Raw genomic sequence first — 20,605 nt, 5'->3', positions numbered from 1 at the left:
GGTATATTATAAAACCTACCCACTCCATAGTCAATATTGAATATTCTGAAATTAAATATAGAATTATATATTCCAAATAATTTCTCTTTAAAATCTAAATAAAAATACAGACATTTAAAGAAAATGCCTGTATCAGCTATCAATATTAAAATTAATACAATATATAAATAATATGTCTACCTAATAAAATCATCGTTGTGACTCATATTGTTTTAGTAGCTTTACAAATAGTTCAGGAACCTTTGCCATTTTATCTGGTGACTCTACGAAAGAAATTCTAAATTGTGTAGCTCCAGGGTTGTATTCACCCTCCTCAACATTGTAGAAACCCTTCATCGGTGCTACTAATAATGTTGTTTCAACACCGTCTATTTCAACCACACCCTTTTCTGCACAGTAAAGAACAAAATCAATTGAATCAAATCCTGGTTTTACTACATTTCTAACATCTATAACCAAGTATATTGAAGCATCAGGGCTTGAAACAATTAAGTTAGGTTCTAATTTTTTAAGACCGTTGTATACTGTCATAATCTGTTCTTTATAATAGTTTCTCAAGTTTTTACACCAATCCAAAATTTGTTCCTTTGATTCGTGGGCAAGTGCTCCAAATATGTATTGTCCTAATACATTTGCACAAAGGTTTGCTGTATATTCTGCTACAGCACGATTATTAAATTCTGCATTATCTGTTATTAATGCACCTATTCTTAAGCCACAGGCATTCCATACCTTTGAAGCAGTCTCTATACTTATCCTTCTACCTTCAATTCCAGGAACATCTTCATCTGTGATTCCCCATATACTTACTAATCTTGTATCATCTGTATAATAAAGTTCACGATATGCCTCATCGCTTACCATCCACATATTATATTTAACACATAGTTTTGCAAGTTCAATAAGTGTTTCGTAATCGTATAACTGTCCTGTTGGGTTGTCATATGGTATGACAAGAAGTGCTCCTGGATTATACCTCTTTATCATTTCTTCAATTTTATCTATTTCAGGAAGGCTGAATTTCCCTTTTTCATTTAATTTACGTTTAACTGTAACAATCCTTCTGCCTATTCTTTCAGCAAAGGAAATATAATTTGTATATGCTGGATCAATCATTAAAAGAGGTCTCTCATCTGAACCTGCAGGACCACATACCCCTAATAAAAGTATTTCCATAGCAGCTGAACCACCATCGGTTATTTGAACATAAAGATTACTTGTATCAAAACCTTCACATTTTAAAATATTTTTAAATGCATCTTGGCATTCTTTAAAACCAGCTGTTGTTGAATATCTTATAACCCCTTTTGAAAATGGACTTTCAGCTGCATCAAGTGAGAACATTCTCTTCATCATAGCTGGATTAGTTGGAAGTGATACATTTCCTATACCTACATTTATAACAGCTTGCGGCTTAACTTTACGCTCTTCATATTTCATTTGTGCTAATCTTATATCTGATGGCGTTCTTGATTGAAAATGAGAGGATAAAACCGGTTTATTCATTTTTAAAACTCCCTTCAATAAAACTGAAATACTCAATATTTTCAGTTTTATTTTAATATACAGAATATTTTTAATCAATAAATTTTTCAAAAATTTTATTGATTGTTACAATCATTAAATAAAGATTACAGGTAAGCACATATACTCTTTTATAACATTAGTGATATATCAATTATAAAAAAGGACAAGTATTATTCATACCTGTCCTTTTTTCAAAATAATTCTTTGTTCTATCACAAATATAAATCATTAATTAAATGCGTAAATTTTTCTTGATAAAGAATAACCTGATAATATTATCTTTTTTCCTATAAAAGTATCCATTTGCATTAGCTTGCCTAACAACGTTTTATTTACTTCTTCATATAAGTTTTTATTTTTAGAACGTAAATAATTCCATAACTCATCCTTCTTATTTAAGTTTTCTACTGTATTGGATTTTAAAAGGAGCACTGTACTCACTGTCATCATCATAGTTAAATATTGAGTCATATATTTACGAAGCTTTTTGCTCTCTATTTGCGTAGGATCGTATAGATCAATCATTATCTTTGTAACCTTTATCTGTTGATCTATACGTCCTATCATTATTTTTTCATTAACTGACTGATCTTCTCTTCCAATAAAGTATCTATAAAGGTCAACATTTATATAATACATTGTTTTTACATAAGGTAATGGTTTAAACACAAAAATATTATCAACATAAAATGTATGTTTCGGAAGCTCTAAATTACAATTTCTTAAAATCTTTGTACGATAAATAACAGAATGCATTAATATATTCTGGCTTATTTTGAAAGCTCCTATATCATCCCAAGTAAAAATTCTTTCCTCCGGCATAGCACTTTTATAGTTAATGCTTTTTGATTTTCCTATACTTACCTTTTCATATACATAATTTGTAATTAGCATATCAATTGGCTCAGGTTTATTAGCCATACTTCTTAAAACATCTAACACTTTGATAAAACTTTTTTTATCAAACCAGTCATCGCTATCTAAAACTTTATAATACATTCCTGTTGCATATTTTAATCCTGTGTTTACAACATCGCCGTGTCCACCATTTTTTTTGTGTATTGCACGTATTATATTTGGATACTTTTTCTCATATTCGTCAGCAATTATTGCTGTATTATCCTTAGACCCATCATTAATAATTAAAATTTCAATATCATCACTTCCCACAAGTAGTGATTCTATTGCTCTCTCCATATAAGATGCTGAATTGTAGCAAGGAATTGCTATAGTTAAAACCTTCATTTATACCTCCTGATTTACTAATTTTTTTGCTCTGTAAAGTTGTAGCTGTAAAGAAAGCTTCCAGGTTACTTCAGCTAACACTAATCCTGCAATAACATCTGCTATAACGTGCTGCTTTGTAGTTAAAGTTGATATACTTATCATTATAGCCATAAACAAAGAAAAATACCTATACCAAGCAGGAATTGTTTTATTATTTCTAATGCCAATAAAACAATACCAGCTAACTAAAACATGTATTGATGGAAAAAGATTATTAGCCGCATCTACATTATATACAAATTTAAGCATGTCCACAAAAATATTAGATGAAGTAATATTAGGTCTTATATTTGTTGTAGGAAATGTAATATATATAATAAAACAGATTAATTTACCTAATATATCTGATATTGCAAGTCGATAGCAATTTTCTTCGCTTATTCGACTTATTAATATATAGTTGAAAATCCAAAACAGATAGCTTCCTAAGTAAAAAATTATAAATATCGGTACTACTGGGATCATATTATCTAAATTGGTTGTCAAATCGTGAAATACCCTGTTTTTATAAAACAACCGTGCTCCAGAATATACTGAAAAATTAATTACTACGCATAAAAGTAACGGAATTACAGCATATCGGGGTATAAAGTCATATATTCTTCTAATCCTTCTCATATTATTCAACCTTACTCCTTTAAGAGTTTATTGCTAAAGTTCTATTGATTTAGAACATTTACTTTTTAAGTATAATCATTTATTTTTTATGCAGTCAATATATATACAGTATTTTTAATCTAATCTAAATTTTTAACCCATAAATATTATGAATTTGTAAAATTTAACTACAAAAAATCAAATTTAAAACTCAAGCAACTTATTTTATGCTTTTATTAAAGAGATTTAGAGCCTCCTCTACTACCTTATCCATATTAAAATATTTATAATTAGCAAGGCGTCCAATAAAATATACATTATCTAATTTTTTTGCCTCTTCTTCATAGAGTTTGTATTGTTCAATATTTTTCTTTTGAGGAATTGGGTAATACGGTTCACCCTCTGATGTAGAAAATTCTCTTACAATTGTTGTTTTATAATGCCTTTGACCTGTCAAATGTTTAAATTCAGTTATTCTTGTAAAGTCGTAATCATTTGGATAGTTTACAGTTCCAACCTCTTGATATTTTTCACAATCTAAGGTTTCAAATTCAAACTTTAATGACCTGTATGGGAGTTTGCCATATTTATAATCAAAATAATAATCAATTGGACCTGTATAAATCAATTTTTCATATTTTATATTGCTTATAACATCTTTATAGTCCGCATTTAACATTATATGTATATTTGAACTGTTTAACATACGCTCAAACATTTTGGTATAACCATACTTTGGCATACCTTGATATCTATCTGTAAAATATCTACCATCCTTATTAGTTCTAATTGGTATTCTTGCGGTAACCTCTGGCTCTAATTGTGATGGATATAAGTCCCATTGTTTCTTTGTATATCCTTTAAAAAACTTTTCATAAAGTTCTTTTCCGACTTTACTAATAACCATATCTTCTGAATTAAATATTTCTTCCTTTTTATCTCTTATTTTTTCAAAAAAATCTTTTAACTCATCTGGTGTGAAATTAGAATTATATAGCATATTTATTGTATCTAAATTAATAGGCATTGGAACAGTTTGTCCATCAACATAGGCCAATACCCTGTGTTGGTAATAATACCATTCAGTAAACTTTGAAAGATAATCCCAAACTTCCTTATTATTTGTGTGGAAAATATGAGGACCGTATTTATGTACTAAAATTCCATCCTCATTAAAATAATCATAAGCGTTTCCTCCAATGTGATTTCTCTTTTCAATTATTAAAACCTTTTTGTTTAAAACATTTGCTATCCTTTCTGCCAATACACATCCTGCAAATCCTGCACCTACAATAACATAGTTATACATATTGTTCCTCCAAAATATTAATTTTTGAGCATTACTGCATAACTTAAATTAACTTTATTTTAACTCTATAAAGTCTCAATAGCTCTACTAAATATAATTTAAATAATGAGTTTTACTCGAAGTTTATTTTATAATAAAATTGTATTTTTTTCAAATAATCCTTTTATAACAATCAAATTTAAACCATACTTTTATTAATAATATAACTCAACTTTTAAAAGATAAGCCATATCACTTTACATAAGTTATATGTGTGATATGGCCTATCTTTAAAATTTGTTTTTATTTTCTTCTCCTCTTAAAATCTTTTTCTATACGTTCTTTCCAATTATCTGCGATTTTGTGACTCGTACGTAAACAACTAACTGTTTCATTAATCACCTGATAATTAAGTAATACTCCTTCTTTATCTGCATTATAATTTGCTGCTCTATCTTGCCCAATTCCAAAACGTGCTGCAGTAGAAATAGCATCAATATTTGCACCAAGAAATATAAATTCCCAACCATAATTAGTTTTTTGATATTCTATCATTTGTCTAACTTTGTCAAAGGTATACTCTTGGCTGGCATTTTCCATTCCATCTGTTATAATCACAAATAAAACGTGTTCAGCACGCTCGTCCTCTGATTTGTTTTTCTGTTCATTTACAACTTTATTTATAGTTCTCCCTATAGCATCTAACAGTGCTGTTGTTCCCCTTACATAGTATTCCTTATCTGTTATAGGAATTACATCTTTTATATTAACACCATTATGCAGCAATTCATATTTATCATCAAATAATACTGTAGTTATTACAGCCTCTCCTTCTTCTTTTTTTTGCTTTGCTAAAATTGAGTTAAATCCTCCAATAGTATCTCCTTCAAGTCCACACATTGAGCCACTTCTATCAAGTATAAAAACTAATTCAGTTAACCCCTTTTTCATAGTGCTATCCTCCCTTTCTTTTTATTATTTTTATGATAGCACTATAATATTTGATATAGGTCGCTTAAAAGGCGACAAATTTTATATCTATAATTTTTATATTATCACATTCAAATTAATAACAATTACCCAACTAATAGTTTTTGTCCAAATGCAAATAAAACTTCATTTATTTCATAGATATTATAATTACCTTCTTCAATAAAATATTCAATAATTAAGTCAAATTTACTACTATGGGAAAGTGCATACCCTGCCTTTGCTAATAAATCTTTTGTTTCATCAAGGTTTAGCTTTAATGCTATTGCAAAGGCAATTGCTGTATTTTTACTTGGTTGATAATATATATCATTACGAATTTTAGAAAACAACCTACGATCTACATTTGCTCTTTTATAAACTTCAACATCATTCATACCCTTTTCATCAATTAAACGAATAAGTGCTTGTGAAAATGTCTCATCTATTTGATTTACTACATCATCAAGGTTACGTTTTTTTGTTGGAATGTAAATACTTCTTTCCTGTGGAATTAAATCTTCTTCATATAAATAATTTGATACTGATCTGAATTTATTAGTCCTTCTATATAATTGATGTTCTTGTATATATTTATCATCTATATATTGTTTTATCGTTGTAAACAATTTCTTAGAAATTAAAAATGCATCTCTGTCATATATCACTAAGTAAACCAACATATCATTTTTTAAAAGAAAATTCTCAATTTCTGTAATTGCAATTTTAAAGGCTTTATCTTTAGGAAAACCATAAGCACCAGCTGAAATTAAAGGAAAAGCTATACTCTCAAGATTATATTCTTTTGCCAATTTAAGTGAATTTTTATAGCAATCCGAAAGAAGCTTTTCCTCGTTATTATCTCCTCCAGTCCAAACTGGTCCAACTGTATGAATTACATATTTTGCAGGTAAGTTATATCCTTTTGTAATTTTTGCTTGTCCAACCTTGCACCCGCCTAATGTTTTACATTCCTCAAGTAATTCAGGTCCAGCAGCTTTATGAATTGCTCCATCCACCCCACCCCCACCAAGCAATGATGGATTTGCTGCATTTACAATAGCATCAACACATACTTTAGTTATATCGTTTCGTATAATTTCAAATGGCATTACAACCCCTCCAAATATGTAGGAAAATTTTTAAATTAGTTTAGTAATTATATAGCCTCTCAAACTTCTTAAACCATTTACCTTGATAGGTTACTATCCCATAGTCTCCCTCAGATATCAAACCATAATCTGTTGGCCCTACCTTGAGCTGAAATCTTTGACCCGACTCATTTTCAAAAGTAATATAATAATCTGTATGGGCTATATGATGTATATCCGGGTTTGTATGCATAGTAGCACTAATTTCAGTTCTTTTTGTAATAACCCTAACTCTTTCTGACAAAATAGGAGAAGACTTGTTCCTATTATATTCCTTTATATTTATAAACATAATAAAAATAATCACTGTAAATATTATAATTGGGAAAAATAAAAATAACACATCAAATGCATAGAATTCAAAACCCACATCCACTCCCCCTTAATCAATTCTATTGTTAGCATTCATAACTTTATTATACCAATTTATGGTATTTTATTCAATGAATTCGAAAAACATTTTTTGTCATTCTTTAAAAACAATTAGCCATATCACTTAAATAATTTTTTTGAAAATGATATGGCCACCAATAATTTTAGTATAATTTTTTTATTGCCTATCTAATTTATAAAAATTAAGAGTCATATTTAATCAAGTAAAGTAAAAGATTATCTGCATCCAATATATACAACTTAAAATTAAAGTAATAATCTTTGGTATAATTTTTATATAAAAATAAATAATACCCATTTTTAACATTTGGTATTGGGCTATAGCTTGTGTTTTTAAGCAAATTTGTTAATTCAATATCATAAGTAAGTTGCTTATCAATAACAGTATATATATCTTTATCTATAGGTAATCTATTCCATTTAGATTTTTTTATTTTATCACTTAATATTAAATCAACATCTGCTTTTTCAAGTTGAAATACATAATAATCTATCCCATCACCGTGAAAACTTGCTGGAGATGTAGCTTTAAAAATAGTTTTTTTATTATACAAATTAATACGAGTTTCTTTATATATAATTATATTATTAATATAATTAAGTAAGGGTTTAAATTGCACTATCAGTAATACAAGTAATGATATAATTAAAATAACAAATATTTTAATTGTTCTTCTGTTCATAGTAACACCTTATTTTATTGATTTCTTAATATAAAAAACTTAATTTATTAATTTTAAAAACGCTCATTTAAACATCTTAAATTTTCTTAATGTGAATTTTTTGCATTATTAATGCGTTTGTTCACTAATAATCCATTCATAACCAAAATATTATACATAAGTTTATAATACAAAGGTTGAACCACCTTTATAAGTATGCCTTTTTGAAAGGAAGATTGAATTTTAAAATTTTATTGCAACAAGACCTTTTCTGAACTAAGTTTGTTAACTAAAAATATTCCAACAAAAAATATTGCAATAATTAAAAATAAAATCAATCCAAACAAAAGTTGTATTGATATATTTTTAGTTATTAAGAATTTAGGAATATATGCAAAAGCAAATATCAAAATAAATTTAATAGCGTGTAATATACTTGAATTGCTTATAGTTAAATTAAAATAAAAAAATGTTAAAATACCTCCGATTATAAAAATAATTGATAATAACAAATATAGTAAATATATTTGTAATTTAACTGGACTATACATTAAAAATAAAATAACCCCCCAAAAAATCAGTAATACTAAATCAATAATAACAAGAGGAATTATTTTTATAATTAAATTATACGGAGATTTTATCGGAATTACGAAATATCTATGATATAAATTATATAACTTTTCTTTTTCTAAATTTATAGTTGATATGAATATAATTGAGTATGAAATTGAAATTAATAAAACTAAAACATATAATTGTGATAAATCCCTCATATTTTTTAATGTTGCAAAAAAATCATTTAAATTTAACAATAACATAAATAAAATTACATTGATTAAAACTAATGAAATAAACATTGATTTTATTAAATTTTTCAACTCTAACTTAATAAATTTTATCTTATTTACCATATACAACATCTCCTCCTGCTGCTAACATATATATTTCTTCTAAACTCTCAACTACTTTATAATCACTAATACCAAAATTTTTTATTAATTCATCTCCCATAATATAAAAATCAGTATTTTTAATTTTATACATATCTAACCCTGTAAATTCTCCTTTTACTATGTAATAATTTTTCTGTATGGGAAATTCAACTAATGTTTCACCTTCATTAACTATAGATACTTTATCACATACTTTTTGCGTTTCTTGTAAATTATGTGAACTAAATATTATTGTTTTTCCTTTCTTTTTTAGCTGCAAAATAAAATTTCTCACTACTATTTGCATTTCTGGATCTAATCCTGATGTCGGCTCATCAAGTATTAGTAAATCTGGATTTGGAAGAAGAACACTTATTAATGAAACCTTCCTCTTCATACCTTTTGATAAATGCCTGAATTTTTTCTTTAAATCTACTTTATTGATTTGCAATAAATCAATATATGAAAATATATCTTGTTCATCTGCACCATATATGTAACACATAGATTTCAAATTATCTTCAATAGTCCAATCAATGTTAAAAGTTTCATAATCAAACATAACTCCAACTCTTTTATAATCTATCTTTTCAACTTCTTCACCAAAAATTTTTATATATCCATAATCTTTCTTTATTAAGCCAAGTATAGATCTTATTGTTGTTGTTTTACCCGCACCATTCTTTCCTAACAAACCATATATTTCATTTTGTTTAACAAACAAATTTATATCTCTTAAAACCTCTCTGCCATTTATAGTCTTTTGCAGATTTTTAACCTCGACTACATTCATCTTATCAACTCCTCAATTACAATATTTAATGCAAATAGTTTATATAATAAATAGTAAAAAAAGTTAATAAAAAAAATCCTGTACTTAATTCAAATGCCATTAATATATTATAGTTATTTAACACTTCACCTATCATCCACGCTGAAATAATTATATATGAATTCGCGACATAATTATAAATTTTTCTATAGACAACCTTTTTAGGAGAAATATTAAATATAATACGCAAACCACTTAATATTAATGAAATAGAAAAGAGCATAATAATAAATACAGGTTCACGTTCATCTATCGTAAAATATTTTAATAATATACAAATTAGTACAAAACCAATTAATAAATCCATACAACAAACTTTATTAAAAAGATTATTCTTTAAATTGTTTGAATTACTTTTTAATTTTCTTAGACTAAGTAATATTATAAGGAATCTATAATATCCATATACTCCCAATATAGCATATATAATTAAAATATCTTTTCTCATTTTACCCCACCCATTTATACATTTTTCATAAACTTAATTTTTTCTTTATACCATTTACAATAACTTCTATTAATAAATCTTTAATTTATCATTTTTTCTCTCAAAAGCATAGACTGTAAAATTTCAATTGTTTATAATCGCAATAAATTTATAAATTTAGTAATTTTATTTTTTAATAATTATCAATTTTTGCATTATCTATTATAAAAAAACTCTTTAGATTCATCGGATTTTGTTTTCTCAATACTATATTCCTGTCATCTTAAACAACGAAAATCTAATGTTAAAATTTAGTTATATTACTATATTCTTCTTTCAACCCCCAATTAATTATACCATTAGTTTCATATCTTTAAAATATACGAATTGCATATTTGATTATTATTTCTCTAATTTATTGCCCCCAATTATTTCTAATATAATTAGTCCTTCAAATTTCAAACAAATTCTTAATCTGGATGATTTGTTATATAGGATGTATAATAAGCTACCTGTACTTCATAGTTTGATAACTTTTCTAATTTGTCTGTTAATACTCTGCAGTAGGCTGCTGTTCTTACTTTGTCATCTAACGCAAGAATATTTAGATTCTATAGAATTCATTCTTAATTATTCATAAATTTTTATTTTAAAATACTCTCTTGCAAATAAAAATAAAATTTTAAAACACTCCAATTGAAATTCAAAATTAAACTTGAAACACAAAAATAGTCTTTATATATCTATCTAATTCTATATACTCACTTATTTTCCTTCTTTTTCTAATATATTTTTTTATCAATTTACCCTTAACACCAGTATATTTACGCTACAAAACAAAAAGCCTTTATATTCCATAGTGAATTAAATACTTATTTTTTATTATAGCCTCGGTAATTTTTTCAGTGAGAAGTTCAAGTTCTTTTGCTATGAAGTAATTATTTGCCTTCATAATGATATCCCTAAACTGTTTGAGGGATTCTGGAGGGATAAGCGTTACACCACAATAATCTAATCCTGTACCTTGCTGGGTTTTAACTTGAAAATATGTCTTTAGTTCCATTAATTCTTCATTATATTTTATAATTAATTCGCAAACTAAATCATCATCGACAGAAACACAATTATATTTTTCAGGTTCGTAATTACTATACCATTTGTTTTCTTCAAAAGCATCTATTATTCCAAATTCGTGTTTTGCCAAAGTATCACCTCCAATAAAATACATTTATATATATTATACTTCCTTGCCAAAAGATTTGAGTACTTACATATAAAAAAAAACAGAAGAGACATAAAACAAATGTAAAAAAAGGGGCAAATTGCCCCTGATTCTTTATTTTAAGCTATTTCTTCTCTATCAACGCTACACACTCCACGTGTGCAGTTTGTGGAAACATATCAACTGGTTGAACTTCCTTTGTCTTATATTCAAAATCATTTAGGATTGCTAAATCCCTTGCAAGCGTTGCAGGATCACAGGAAACATAAACAATCCTCTTAGGATTACTCTTTGCTATAGCCTCAAGAAGAGTCTTTTCGCACCCCTTTCTTGGTGGGTCAACTACAATTACATCTGCTTTAATTCCCTCTTCTATTAGTTTAGGAATTACATTTTCTGACTCACCAACAATAAATTCAACATTTCCCACATTATTTTGTTTTGCATTTTCCCAAGCATTTTCTATTGCCTGTGGCACAATTTCAACACCATATACCTTTTTAGCCTTCTTGGCTAAAAATAATGAAATTGTACCTGTACCGCAGTAGGCATCAAAAACTACTTCTTCACCAGTTAAATTCGCATATTCGAGTGCCTTGTTATATAAAACCTCTGTTTGAACAGGATTTACTTGAAAGAAGGAAAGAGGAGAAATATTAAACCTAAACTCTCCTATATAATCAGTTATATAATCCTGCCCATAAAGTGTTATACACTCTTCGCCTAATATAACGTTTGTATCCTTTGGATTTATATTTAAAACAATGCTCTTTATGTTTTCTATGTTTTTTCTTATCATTTCAACAAACTCATCTAAATATGGAACTTGTTTTTTTCTTGAAACAAGAACCACCATCACATCACCCGTTTTAAAGCCTTGTCTTACCATTATGTGCCTTATTAGTCCATCTTTTGTTTGCTCATTGTATGGTTCTACCTTATATTCTTTTATCCAATCTTTAGTGATTCTAATAACCTTATCTGCTACTTCATCCTGTATATAGCAAGTTTCAATATCTATTATGACGTGGGTTCTTGGAGCAAAGAAACCAATAACAACCTCTCCATCTTTTTCACCAACAGGTAGCTGTACCTTGTTTCTATATCTATATGGATTTTTCATACCCAATGTATTATGTATAGTAACTCCCTCTAATTTTCCTATCCTTTCAATGCAGTCCTTCACTCTGTTTTTCTTAAAGTTTAGCTGTCCTTCATAGGTTAGATGCTGTATCTGGCATCCTCCACATCTTTTATATACAGGACATATTGGAGTAGTTCTGTATTCTGATGGTTTAATAACCTCTAAAAGTTTACCAAACCCAAAGTTTTTTTGTGTCTTCACAGCCTTTACCTTTACTTCTTCTCCCTCTATTGCACCTTCAATAAAAAGTGTATAATCTTCAACTCTTCCTACTCCTTCTCCCTGAAATCCCATTCCTGTGATATTAACTATATAATCCTTGTTCTTTTCAACAGGTATATTCTTCAACTTCATCACCTATCCTTTATATTTTTGATACCAATACAACATTATACTATAAAAAAAACACACCTTGAAGGTGTGAAATGGTGTAGAATTAAGCCCCCGCTAATTTTCTATTTTAATTATTTACAATTAATCTTATTATTATACATCAAAATCCAAAACTTTCAACTACCTCTCTTAGCATATCCCTTATTTTTAAATTATATGGACACTTTGTTTCACATAAACCACACTTTATGCAGTCAGAGGCGTGTTTTTTCATTGCGGTATATCTTTCTGTTGCCCAATCCTTTAAATCATATCTATCATAATAACCCTTCAAAATAAAGGAGAAAGGTATATCTATTCCTTGAGGACAGGGCATACAATATCCACATCTTCTGCAAAAGCTTTGAGTATATTTTTCCTTTATTTCCTTACACTTTTTCATCATTTCATCATTAAATTCTATATCTACAGCTGATATATTTTGTTTTACATGTTCAATGCTATCCATACCTGGTATAACAGTTGATATATTTTTGTTGTTTAGTATATAGGATATTGCAAGTTCACCATCCTCAAATGCCCCACCTGCTAAAGGCTTCATTGCTATTACTCCTATATCCCTTCTGTTTGCCTCTTCGAATAACTCCTCTGCTTGGTCCTCTACTATGTTGTAGGGGTACATAATAGTTTCAAATACATCATACTCTAATATCTTTTTTAATAAATCAAGGCTATGGGAGGTTATACCAATGTGTAATATCTTCCTATTCCTTTTAGCTTCAAGTAGTGCCTCAAGGGCTCCACCCTCCGTCATTACTTGCTTTAGGGTTTCTTCATCCTTTACGTTATGAAGCTGATAAAGGTCTATGTAGTCTGTCCTTAAATTTTTAAGGCTCCTTTCAATATCCTCCTTCATTGCATCCTTAGTTCTTGCCATTGATTTTGTTGCAATATAAACTTTTTCTCTTATTCCTAAAAGTGCATTGCCTATGTATTCTTCACTAACTCCATATCCTCTTGCTGTATCTATAAAGTTTATACCACCTTCAACAGCAAATTTTATAACTTTCTCTGCTTCTCTTTGGGTTATTCTTTGAATAGGAATTCCTCCAAAACCAACTTCAGAGACCATTATGTTTGTTTTACCTAATCTTCTCTTATTCATATAAGCCTACCCCCTCTATGTTTATTATAAATTAAAATAAGCCCTATTGAAAGGGCTTAAGGAGGTAAACTTATGATAAAGTTAGGCCATAGGGCCTAACTTTTTTACATTACATTAGCTTTTCCACTGTATACCATACCATTTCTTGGGTCTATAGTAACAAGTGTGCCTGACTTTATTATTTCTGTTGCACCCTCTGCACCAACTATAACAGGAATTCCTGCGTTTATACATTCTACTGCAACGTGTGATGTAAGTCCTCCTTCTTCTGCAACTACACCACTTACTCTATCCATAATGATTGGAAGTTGTTCCTTTTCTATATTTCTAACAACTAATATGTCACCTTCATTTAATTGTTCCTCAAGCTTTGACATATCTGTTACAACGCAAGCTGTTCCATATGTTGAGTTACCCATTCCTTTTCCTTTAACAAGTACATCCCCAACTATATGTACCTTCATTAGGTTAGTTGTTCCTGTATATCCAACTGGAACACCTGCTGCTACAACAACAAGGTCTCCCTTCTTAACATATCCGTTGTTTAGAGCCTCTTGAACTGACTTTTCTATTAATTCATCAGTAGTTTCAACCTTTTCTGTAATAACTGGGAATACACCCCAAGAAACTGCAAGCTTTCTTGCCACTTCTTCATATGGAGTAACTGCTATAATTGGACACTTTGGTCTATATTTTGATACCATCTTTGCTGTGCTTCCTGATTGAGTTGCAGTAATTACTGCTGAAGCATTAAGTTCAGTAGCCGCAGTAACTGTTGCAAGGCTTATAGCATCAGGAACTGAATTTTTATGGTATGCTCTTCTCTTTTCAAGTACCACTTGATAGTTAAGAGCACTTTCTGCCTTTTCTGCTATTCTTGCCATTGTTGTAACTGCTTCGATTGGATACTTACCATTTGCAGTTTCACCACTTAGCATTATAGCATCTGTTCCGTCAAATATTGCATTTGCCACGTCACTTGCTTCTGCTCTTGTTGGTCTTGGATTTCTCATCATTGAGTCAAGCATTTGTGTTGCAGTTATAACTGGCTTACCAGCCTTGTTACACTTTTCTATAATCATCTTTTGAACAAGTGGAACTTCTTCTGTAGGAATTTCAACACCAAGGTCTCCTCTTGCTACCATTATACCGTCTGATAGCTTTAGGATTTCATCTATGTTGTCAACACCTTCTTGATTTTCTATTTTTGATATTATAAGTATTCCTTCTCCTCCGTTCTTTTCAAGAACCTTTCTAATTGCTATAACGTCTTGTGGCTTTCTAACGAATGAAGCAGCTATTATATCTACACCTTGTTCTATACCAAACTTAAGGTCTGCTATATCCTTTTCTGTAAGAGCTGGAAGGTTTATCTTAACATTTGGTACATTAACTCCCTTGTAGTTGCTAACAGGTCCACTGTTTTGAACTGTACAGTGAATGTCTTGTCCTTCTATCTTTTCAACTTTAAGTCCTACAAGACCATCATCTATTAGTATTGTATCTCCAGGTTTTACATCTTCGTGTAGCTTGTCGTATGAAACAGAACAGATTGTATTATCTCCTTCAACTTGTCTTGTTGTTATTATAAAGCTTTGTCCTTCAACAAGCTCAATCTTTTTATCCTTAAATGTACCTGTTCTTATTTCTGGTCCCTTTGTATCAAGTAGTATTGCAACAGGCTTATTAAGTTCCTTTCTTAACTTCTTTATTGTTTCTATTCTTGCACTGTGTTCTTCGTGGGAACCGTGTGAGAAGTTAAGTCTTGCTACATTCATTCCACTTTCAATAAGTTTTCTTAAAACTTCTTCCTTTTCGCTTGCAGGCCCTATTGTACATACTATTTTTGTCTTTCTCATAATTTCACTCCTTTTAATTAATATCCTAATATTTTAGATAGTTCATAAAGCTTCTTATGGTCATCTCTTCTTTTTTCCATTTCAAGAGCCTCAGTTATATCAAAATCTACAATCTTGTTGTCTCTTATACCAACAACCCTCTTTGACTTTCCTTCAAGTAGAAGTTCTACTGCTCTTGCTCCAAGTCTTGAAGCTAATATTCTATCAAAGGCTGTTGGGCTTCCACCTCTTTGAATGTGTCCAAGAACTGTTGCTCTTGATTCAATTCCTGTAACCTCTTCTATCTTCTTTGCAAGGTCTTCTGCACCACCTATACCTTCAGCAAGAAGAATTAGGTTGTGTAACTTTCCTTTAACTTTGCCTTCAATTATAGTTTTACAAAGTTCATCAAAATTATAATCTTCTTCAGGAATTATTATGCTCTCTGCTCCACCTGCAAGTCCTGCATATAGTGCAATATCTCCACAGTGTCTTCCCATAACTTCAACAACACTTACTCTTTCGTGGGAAGTTGATGTATCTCTTAGCTTGTTTATAGCATCAAGTACAGTGTTAACTGCTGTATCAAAACCTATTGTATAATCTGTGTATGCAAGGTCATTATCTATAGTTCCTGGGATTCCTACTGTCTTTATATCCCACTCATCTGATAGAAGTTTTGCTCCTGTGAAGGAACCATCTCCACCAATAACAACTAAACCTTCTATACCAAATACCTTAAGTACGTTGTAGGCCTTCTTTCTTCCCTCTGGTGTTCTAAACTCTGTACTTCTTGCAGACTTAAGGATTGTTCCACCTCTTTGGATAATATCTGAAACGCTTGATCTCGTCATTTCAAATATTTCTCCATTCATAAGTCCGCTGTATCCTCTTTGTATTCCCATAACTCTTAAGCCATTTGCTATACCTGTTCTAACAACTGCGCGAATAGCCGCGTTCATACCTGGTGCGTCTCCGCCACTTGTTAATACTCCTATTGTTCTCATTTTATTACCTCCTTTTTTGTCCATAGGGACAAGCTATGTCCCACTCTTGTTATAAAAAATATTATCATACAATTTACCAAGAAGAACTGGTAAAAGGATAATTCAAAAACTGTATTAATTATAATATGTATCTTGTCCATTCCTATTATTCGTGTCCACTAAAATGTTTTTATAAATTAAAATGCAACTAAAATTTAATATTTATTCAATTGTCATCAAAAATCTAACAAGTTAATTTTAAAAAATTTGTCAAATAAAATCAATATAAAAATCGTTAATTTTTTTTATTTATTTTATTTAAAAAATCATAGGGACAAGTTAAATTTTATATTGTCCCTATGATTTTGTCAAAGAAATTTACGAGATTTTTATGTTTTCGGCACCAATTTTATTTGTAAGCTCCTCCATTAACTCCTTTGTTAAATCAACCCAAAGTTCTCTTGATGCCTGAAACATCTTTTTTGAATTGCTTAAAACAACATACACAGGATTATTTCCACTATGTTTTTTTAATATTGGTTTTAGCTCCTCAATCTCCTTGTTCCAGCTCTCTTCATTTAATCTTATATACACCTTATTTATTTTAAATTCGGTATTTCTTAAAGGCTCTATTTCATCTGCAATTACCTTTGGCTGTTCATCTTCTTTAATACTTATTCTTCCCTTAATCAATACTATATTATCCTCTAAAATATTTTTATTTGACCTTTGATATATTTTAGGAAACACTAAAACTTCTACACTGCTGTATAAATCTTGAACTGTTATAAATGCCATCATATCATTGTTTCTTGTAGCCTTTATATTTACTGATGTTATTATCCCTGCAATAATGACCTTTTCCCCATCTTTAACCTTATGTTCAATTGCTACTTCTCCATCATCGATACTTACTATATCCGATATTTTAGTTGTTGCAAGAAGCTCTATTTCCTTTTTAAACTCGTCAAGTGGATGTCCACTTATATAAAGCCCCATCATCTCCTTTTCCATAGCAAGAAGATGTTTTTTGTCAAACTCTTTAATATTATCATATTCTTCCTTTACAGTATTTTGATTTTGCATATCAAGACCAAACAGGGACATCTGTCCATCAATTGTTTTCCTCTTTTCACTTGCAACAGCATCCATTATTCTTTCAAAGGAAGCCATAAGTTGTGATCTTCTTATTTTTAATGAGTCAAAGGCACCTGCCTTAATCATACTTTCAACTGCCTTCTTATTCACTTCAGACAGGTTTACTTTATAGCAGAAATCAACAAACCCTGTAAAGACACCTTTTTTTATTCTTGCCTCCTTTATTGCCTCAACAGCACCACGTCCAACATTCTTTATTGCCCCAAGTCCAAATCTTATTTTATTGCCTATTACAGTAAAGGAGTAATCACTTTCATTTACATCAGGTGGTAAAACCTCAATACCCATCTTTTTGCAAGCTTGAATGTAAAAGGCTACTTTATCGTTATTTCCAACAACACTTGTAATGAGGGCTGTCATAAACTCTACTGGATAATATTTCTTTAAATATGCTGTTTGGTATGCTACAACCGCATAGGCTGCTGCGTGGGACTTATTGAAGGCATAGCTTGCAAAGTCAATCATAAGGTCAAATATCTTGTTAGCAACCTCTTCACTTACACCGTTTCTTACTGCACCCTTTACAAGCATGTTCCCATCTTCATCATCAAGTCCATATATAAAGTTTTGCCTTTCCTTTAGCATTACATCGTGCTTTTTCTTTGCCATTGCACGTCGAACAAGGTCTGACCTACCTAATGAATACCCTGCTATATCTCTAACTATCTGCATTACCTGTTCTTGATAAACCATACAGCCATACGTTACATCAAGAATAGGCTTTAGTTTTTCATCAAGGTATTCAATGTTATCTGGATTATTTTTATTTTTGATATATGTTGGAATTTGATCCATAGGCCCAGGTCTGTATAGGGATATACCAGCTATTATATCTTCAAGGGAGTTTGGTTTAAGTTCCTTCATAAAGTTTGTCATTCCTGTTGATTCAAGCTGGAATACTCCCTCTGTGTTGCCTTGGCTTATAAGTTCAAATACTTCCTTGTCATCATAGGTTAGTTTATCTAAGTCGATATCTATTCCTCTATGTTTCTTAATTAAATCAATTGTATCCCTAATAACTGTAAGAGTTCTGAGGCCTAAAAAATCCATCTTTAAAAGGCCAAGTTCCTCAAGTATTGTCATAGGAAACTGTGTTACAACTGCTTCATCGTTTTTAGAAAGAGGAACAAACTCAACAAGTGGAGCTGATGCTATAACAACACCTGCTGCGTGGGTAGAGGAGTGTCTTGGAAGCCCCTCAAGTGATTTTGATATATCAATTAGATATCTTATTCTTTCATTGTTTTCATATTCTTGTCTAAGTTCAGGGTTTAACTCAAGAGCCCTATCTATAGTTATATTAAGCTCCATAGGAATCATTTTAGCTATTCTATCAACCTCTGCATAGGGATAGTTAAGTGCTCTTCCAACATCCCTAATTACAGCCCTTGCCGCCATCGTACCAAAGGTTATTATTTGAGCAACCCTATCCTGACCATATTTTCTAACAACATAGTCAATAACCTCTTGTCTTCTTTCATAGCAAAAATCAGAATCGATATCGGGCATACTTACTCTTTCTGGATTTAAAAATCTTTCAAATAGCAGGTTGTACTTTATTGGATCTATCTTTGTTATGCCTAATGTATAAGCAACAATTGAACCTGCTGCAGAACCACGCCCAGGTCCTGTTATTATGTTATTATCCTTTGCAAACTTTATAAAATCCCAAACTATTAAAAAGTAATCAACATACCCCATCTTTTCTATTACTGAAAGCTCATATTCTAATCTATCAATAATATCCTGAGACACGTTACTATATTTTTCATATAACCCTTCAAAACAAAGCTTTCTAAGATATTCATTTGATGGAATCCCATCTGGTGTTTCAAACTTTGGAAGTTTAGTAACATTAAACTCAAACTCAACATTGCATTCATCTGCAATCTTTAATGTGTTTGAAAGGGCCTCTTGATAGTCCTTAAATATCTCCTGCATCTCTTCTATTGATTTAAGATAGAATTCATCTACCTCAAAACTCATCCTATCTTCATCATCTATTGTTTTACCCGTTTGTATGCAGAGAAGTATTTCGTGGGCCTTTGCATCCTCCCTTTCAACATAATGGACGTCATTTGTTGCAACTAAGGGAATTCCTGTTTCCTTAGACAACTTTACAAGAAACTCATTTACTTTTTTCTGTTCATCAAAGCCGTGGTTTTGAAGTTCAAGATAGAAATTCCCTTGACCAAATATTTCGTTATATAAAAGTGCCTTCTCCCTTGCTAAATCATAATCACCCTTTAAAAGTAGAGATTGTATCTCTCCTCCTAAGCAGGCACTTAGGGCAATTAAGTCTCCACTATTTTCCCTTAAAAGTTCATAATCTGCCCTTGGCTTATAGTAAAAACCGTCTATAAAAGCAGAAGAAACTATCTTCATCAAATTCTTGTAGCCTTCATTTGTTTTAGCAAGAAGGACCAAGTGATAATTTTCTGCATCAATACTGCCTTCTTTTCTATAGCGTCCCCTTGGTGCAACATATACTTCACAGCCTATAATTGGCTTTATGTTGTTCTCTTTACATTTTTTATAGAATTCTATTACTCCATACATACTGCCGTGGTCAGTAATGGCAAGGGCATTCATATTAAGTTCCCTTGCCTTTTTTACCAATTTATTTATCTTTGCTGAACCATCAAGAAGGCTGTATTCTGTATGGACGTGTAGGTGAACAAAACCCGACAT

The 20,605-nt window shown here is 30.2% G+C and carries 17 protein-coding genes; all 17 read right to left on the bottom strand.

Going from position 1 to position 20,605, the window contains the following annotated elements; genetic code table 11:
* Window positions 1-189: 189 nt before the first annotated feature.
* Window positions 190-1,506 (bottom strand): aminotransferase class I/II-fold pyridoxal phosphate-dependent enzyme, encoded by a 1,317-nt coding sequence (locus JG776_RS05710; protein WP_291965518.1) that lies wholly within the window; start codon window positions 1,504-1,506, stop codon window positions 190-192.
* Between the two features lie 249 nt (window positions 1,507-1,755).
* Window positions 1,756-2,772: a glycosyltransferase family 2 protein gene (locus JG776_RS05705; protein ID WP_291965516.1), complete on the bottom strand. Its 1,017-nt coding sequence runs from the start codon at window positions 2,770-2,772 to the stop codon at window positions 1,756-1,758.
* The gene (locus tag JG776_RS05700) at window positions 2,773-3,432 is read right to left on the bottom strand and encodes a phosphatase PAP2 family protein (RefSeq protein WP_291965514.1); all 660 of its coding nucleotides are present in this window, start codon (window positions 3,430-3,432) and stop codon (window positions 2,773-2,775) included.
* 199 nt (window positions 3,433-3,631) lie between these two features.
* Window positions 3,632-4,720: a UDP-galactopyranose mutase gene (glf, locus tag JG776_RS05695; RefSeq protein ID WP_291965512.1), complete on the bottom strand. Its 1,089-nt coding sequence runs from the start codon at window positions 4,718-4,720 to the stop codon at window positions 3,632-3,634.
* 282 nt (window positions 4,721-5,002) lie between these two features.
* Window positions 5,003-5,650 (bottom strand): vWA domain-containing protein, encoded by a 648-nt coding sequence (locus JG776_RS05690; protein WP_291965511.1) that lies wholly within the window; start codon window positions 5,648-5,650, stop codon window positions 5,003-5,005.
* Between the two features lie 125 nt (window positions 5,651-5,775).
* Window positions 5,776-6,780 carry an O-acetyl-ADP-ribose deacetylase gene (locus JG776_RS05685; protein ID WP_291965509.1) on the bottom strand — a complete coding sequence of 335 codons (1,005 nt, stop codon included), beginning with the start codon at window positions 6,778-6,780 and terminating at the stop codon, window positions 5,776-5,778.
* 40 nt (window positions 6,781-6,820) lie between these two features.
* The gene (locus JG776_RS05680) at window positions 6,821-7,189 is read right to left on the bottom strand and encodes a DUF2500 domain-containing protein (RefSeq protein ID WP_291965507.1); all 369 of its coding nucleotides are present in this window, start codon (window positions 7,187-7,189) and stop codon (window positions 6,821-6,823) included.
* A 205-nt stretch (window positions 7,190-7,394) separates the two neighbouring features.
* On the bottom strand, window positions 7,395-7,895 hold the full coding sequence (locus tag JG776_RS05675; RefSeq protein WP_027307615.1) for a hypothetical protein: 501 nt from the start codon (window positions 7,893-7,895) through the stop codon (window positions 7,395-7,397).
* A 230-nt stretch (window positions 7,896-8,125) separates the two neighbouring features.
* Window positions 8,126-8,788: a hypothetical protein gene (locus JG776_RS05670; protein WP_291965503.1), complete on the bottom strand. Its 663-nt coding sequence runs from the start codon at window positions 8,786-8,788 to the stop codon at window positions 8,126-8,128.
* Window positions 8,778-9,602 carry an ABC transporter ATP-binding protein gene (locus tag JG776_RS05665; RefSeq protein ID WP_291965501.1) on the bottom strand — a complete coding sequence of 275 codons (825 nt, stop codon included), beginning with the start codon at window positions 9,600-9,602 and terminating at the stop codon, window positions 8,778-8,780. Before JG776_RS05665 ends, JG776_RS05670 begins: the two co-directional genes overlap by 11 nt.
* A 25-nt stretch (window positions 9,603-9,627) precedes the next feature.
* Entirely contained in the window at window positions 9,628-10,089 is a 462-nt protein-coding gene (locus tag JG776_RS05660; protein WP_291965499.1) for a hypothetical protein, read from the bottom strand.
* A gap of 826 nt (window positions 10,090-10,915) precedes the next feature.
* Window positions 10,916-11,272: a hypothetical protein gene (locus JG776_RS05655; RefSeq protein WP_291965495.1), complete on the bottom strand. Its 357-nt coding sequence runs from the start codon at window positions 11,270-11,272 to the stop codon at window positions 10,916-10,918.
* Window positions 11,273-11,414: 142 nt separating this feature from the next.
* Window positions 11,415-12,788 carry a 23S rRNA (uracil(1939)-C(5))-methyltransferase RlmD gene (gene rlmD, locus JG776_RS05650; RefSeq protein ID WP_291965493.1) on the bottom strand — a complete coding sequence of 458 codons (1,374 nt, stop codon included), beginning with the start codon at window positions 12,786-12,788 and terminating at the stop codon, window positions 11,415-11,417.
* Between the two features lie 139 nt (window positions 12,789-12,927).
* Window positions 12,928-13,932 (bottom strand): aldo/keto reductase, encoded by a 1,005-nt coding sequence (locus JG776_RS05645; protein ID WP_291965490.1) that lies wholly within the window; start codon window positions 13,930-13,932, stop codon window positions 12,928-12,930.
* Between the two features lie 104 nt (window positions 13,933-14,036).
* A complete protein-coding gene (gene pyk, locus JG776_RS05640) occupies window positions 14,037-15,791 on the bottom strand; it encodes a pyruvate kinase (RefSeq protein ID WP_291965488.1) in 1,755 nt (584 codons plus the stop codon).
* A gap of 17 nt (window positions 15,792-15,808) precedes the next feature.
* Entirely contained in the window at window positions 15,809-16,777 is a 969-nt protein-coding gene (gene pfkA, locus JG776_RS05635; RefSeq protein WP_291965486.1) for a 6-phosphofructokinase, read from the bottom strand.
* A gap of 357 nt (window positions 16,778-17,134) precedes the next feature.
* Entirely contained in the window at window positions 17,135-20,605 is a 3,471-nt protein-coding gene (locus JG776_RS05630) for a DNA polymerase III subunit alpha (protein WP_291965484.1), read from the bottom strand.

The sequence above is a fragment of the Caloramator sp. genome (assembly GCF_020054765.1).
Taxonomy (GTDB): Bacteria; Bacillota; Clostridia; order Clostridiales; family Caloramatoraceae; genus Thermobrachium; species Thermobrachium proteoclasticum.
The sequence above is the reverse complement of the archived record's forward strand: the minus strand, read 5'-3'. Positions and strand labels throughout refer to the sequence as shown.

Coding starts and splice junctions, on each gene's coding strand:
- JG776_RS05685 (WP_291965509.1), bottom strand. CDS start 6,780: ATGCCATTTGAAATTATACGAAACGATATAACTAAAGTATGTGTTGAT.
- JG776_RS05705 (WP_291965516.1), bottom strand. CDS start 2,772: ATGAAGGTTTTAACTATAGCAATTCCTTGCTACAATTCAGCATCTTAT.
- JG776_RS05670 (WP_291965503.1), bottom strand. CDS start 8,788: ATGGTAAATAAGATAAAATTTATTAAGTTAGAGTTGAAAAATTTAATA.
- JG776_RS05690 (WP_291965511.1), bottom strand. CDS start 5,650: ATGAAAAAGGGGTTAACTGAATTAGTTTTTATACTTGATAGAAGTGGC.
- pyk (WP_291965488.1), bottom strand. CDS start 15,791: ATGAGAAAGACAAAAATAGTATGTACAATAGGGCCTGCAAGCGAAAAG.
- JG776_RS05660 (WP_291965499.1), bottom strand. CDS start 10,089: ATGAGAAAAGATATTTTAATTATATATGCTATATTGGGAGTATATGGA.
- rlmD (WP_291965493.1), bottom strand. CDS start 12,788: ATGAAGTTGAAGAATATACCTGTTGAAAAGAACAAGGATTATATAGTT.
- JG776_RS05710 (WP_291965518.1), bottom strand. CDS start 1,506: ATGAATAAACCGGTTTTATCCTCTCATTTTCAATCAAGAACGCCATCA.
- JG776_RS05675 (WP_027307615.1), bottom strand. CDS start 7,895: ATGAACAGAAGAACAATTAAAATATTTGTTATTTTAATTATATCATTA.
- JG776_RS05645 (WP_291965490.1), bottom strand. CDS start 13,932: ATGAATAAGAGAAGATTAGGTAAAACAAACATAATGGTCTCTGAAGTT.
- glf (WP_291965512.1), bottom strand. CDS start 4,720: ATGTATAACTATGTTATTGTAGGTGCAGGATTTGCAGGATGTGTATTG.
- pfkA (WP_291965486.1), bottom strand. CDS start 16,777: ATGAGAACAATAGGAGTATTAACAAGTGGCGGAGACGCACCAGGTATG.
- JG776_RS05700 (WP_291965514.1), bottom strand. CDS start 3,432: ATGAGAAGGATTAGAAGAATATATGACTTTATACCCCGATATGCTGTA.
- JG776_RS05630 (WP_291965484.1), bottom strand. CDS start 20,605: ATGTCGGGTTTTGTTCACCTACACGTCCATACAGAATACAGCCTTCTT.
- JG776_RS05665 (WP_291965501.1), bottom strand. CDS start 9,602: ATGAATGTAGTCGAGGTTAAAAATCTGCAAAAGACTATAAATGGCAGA.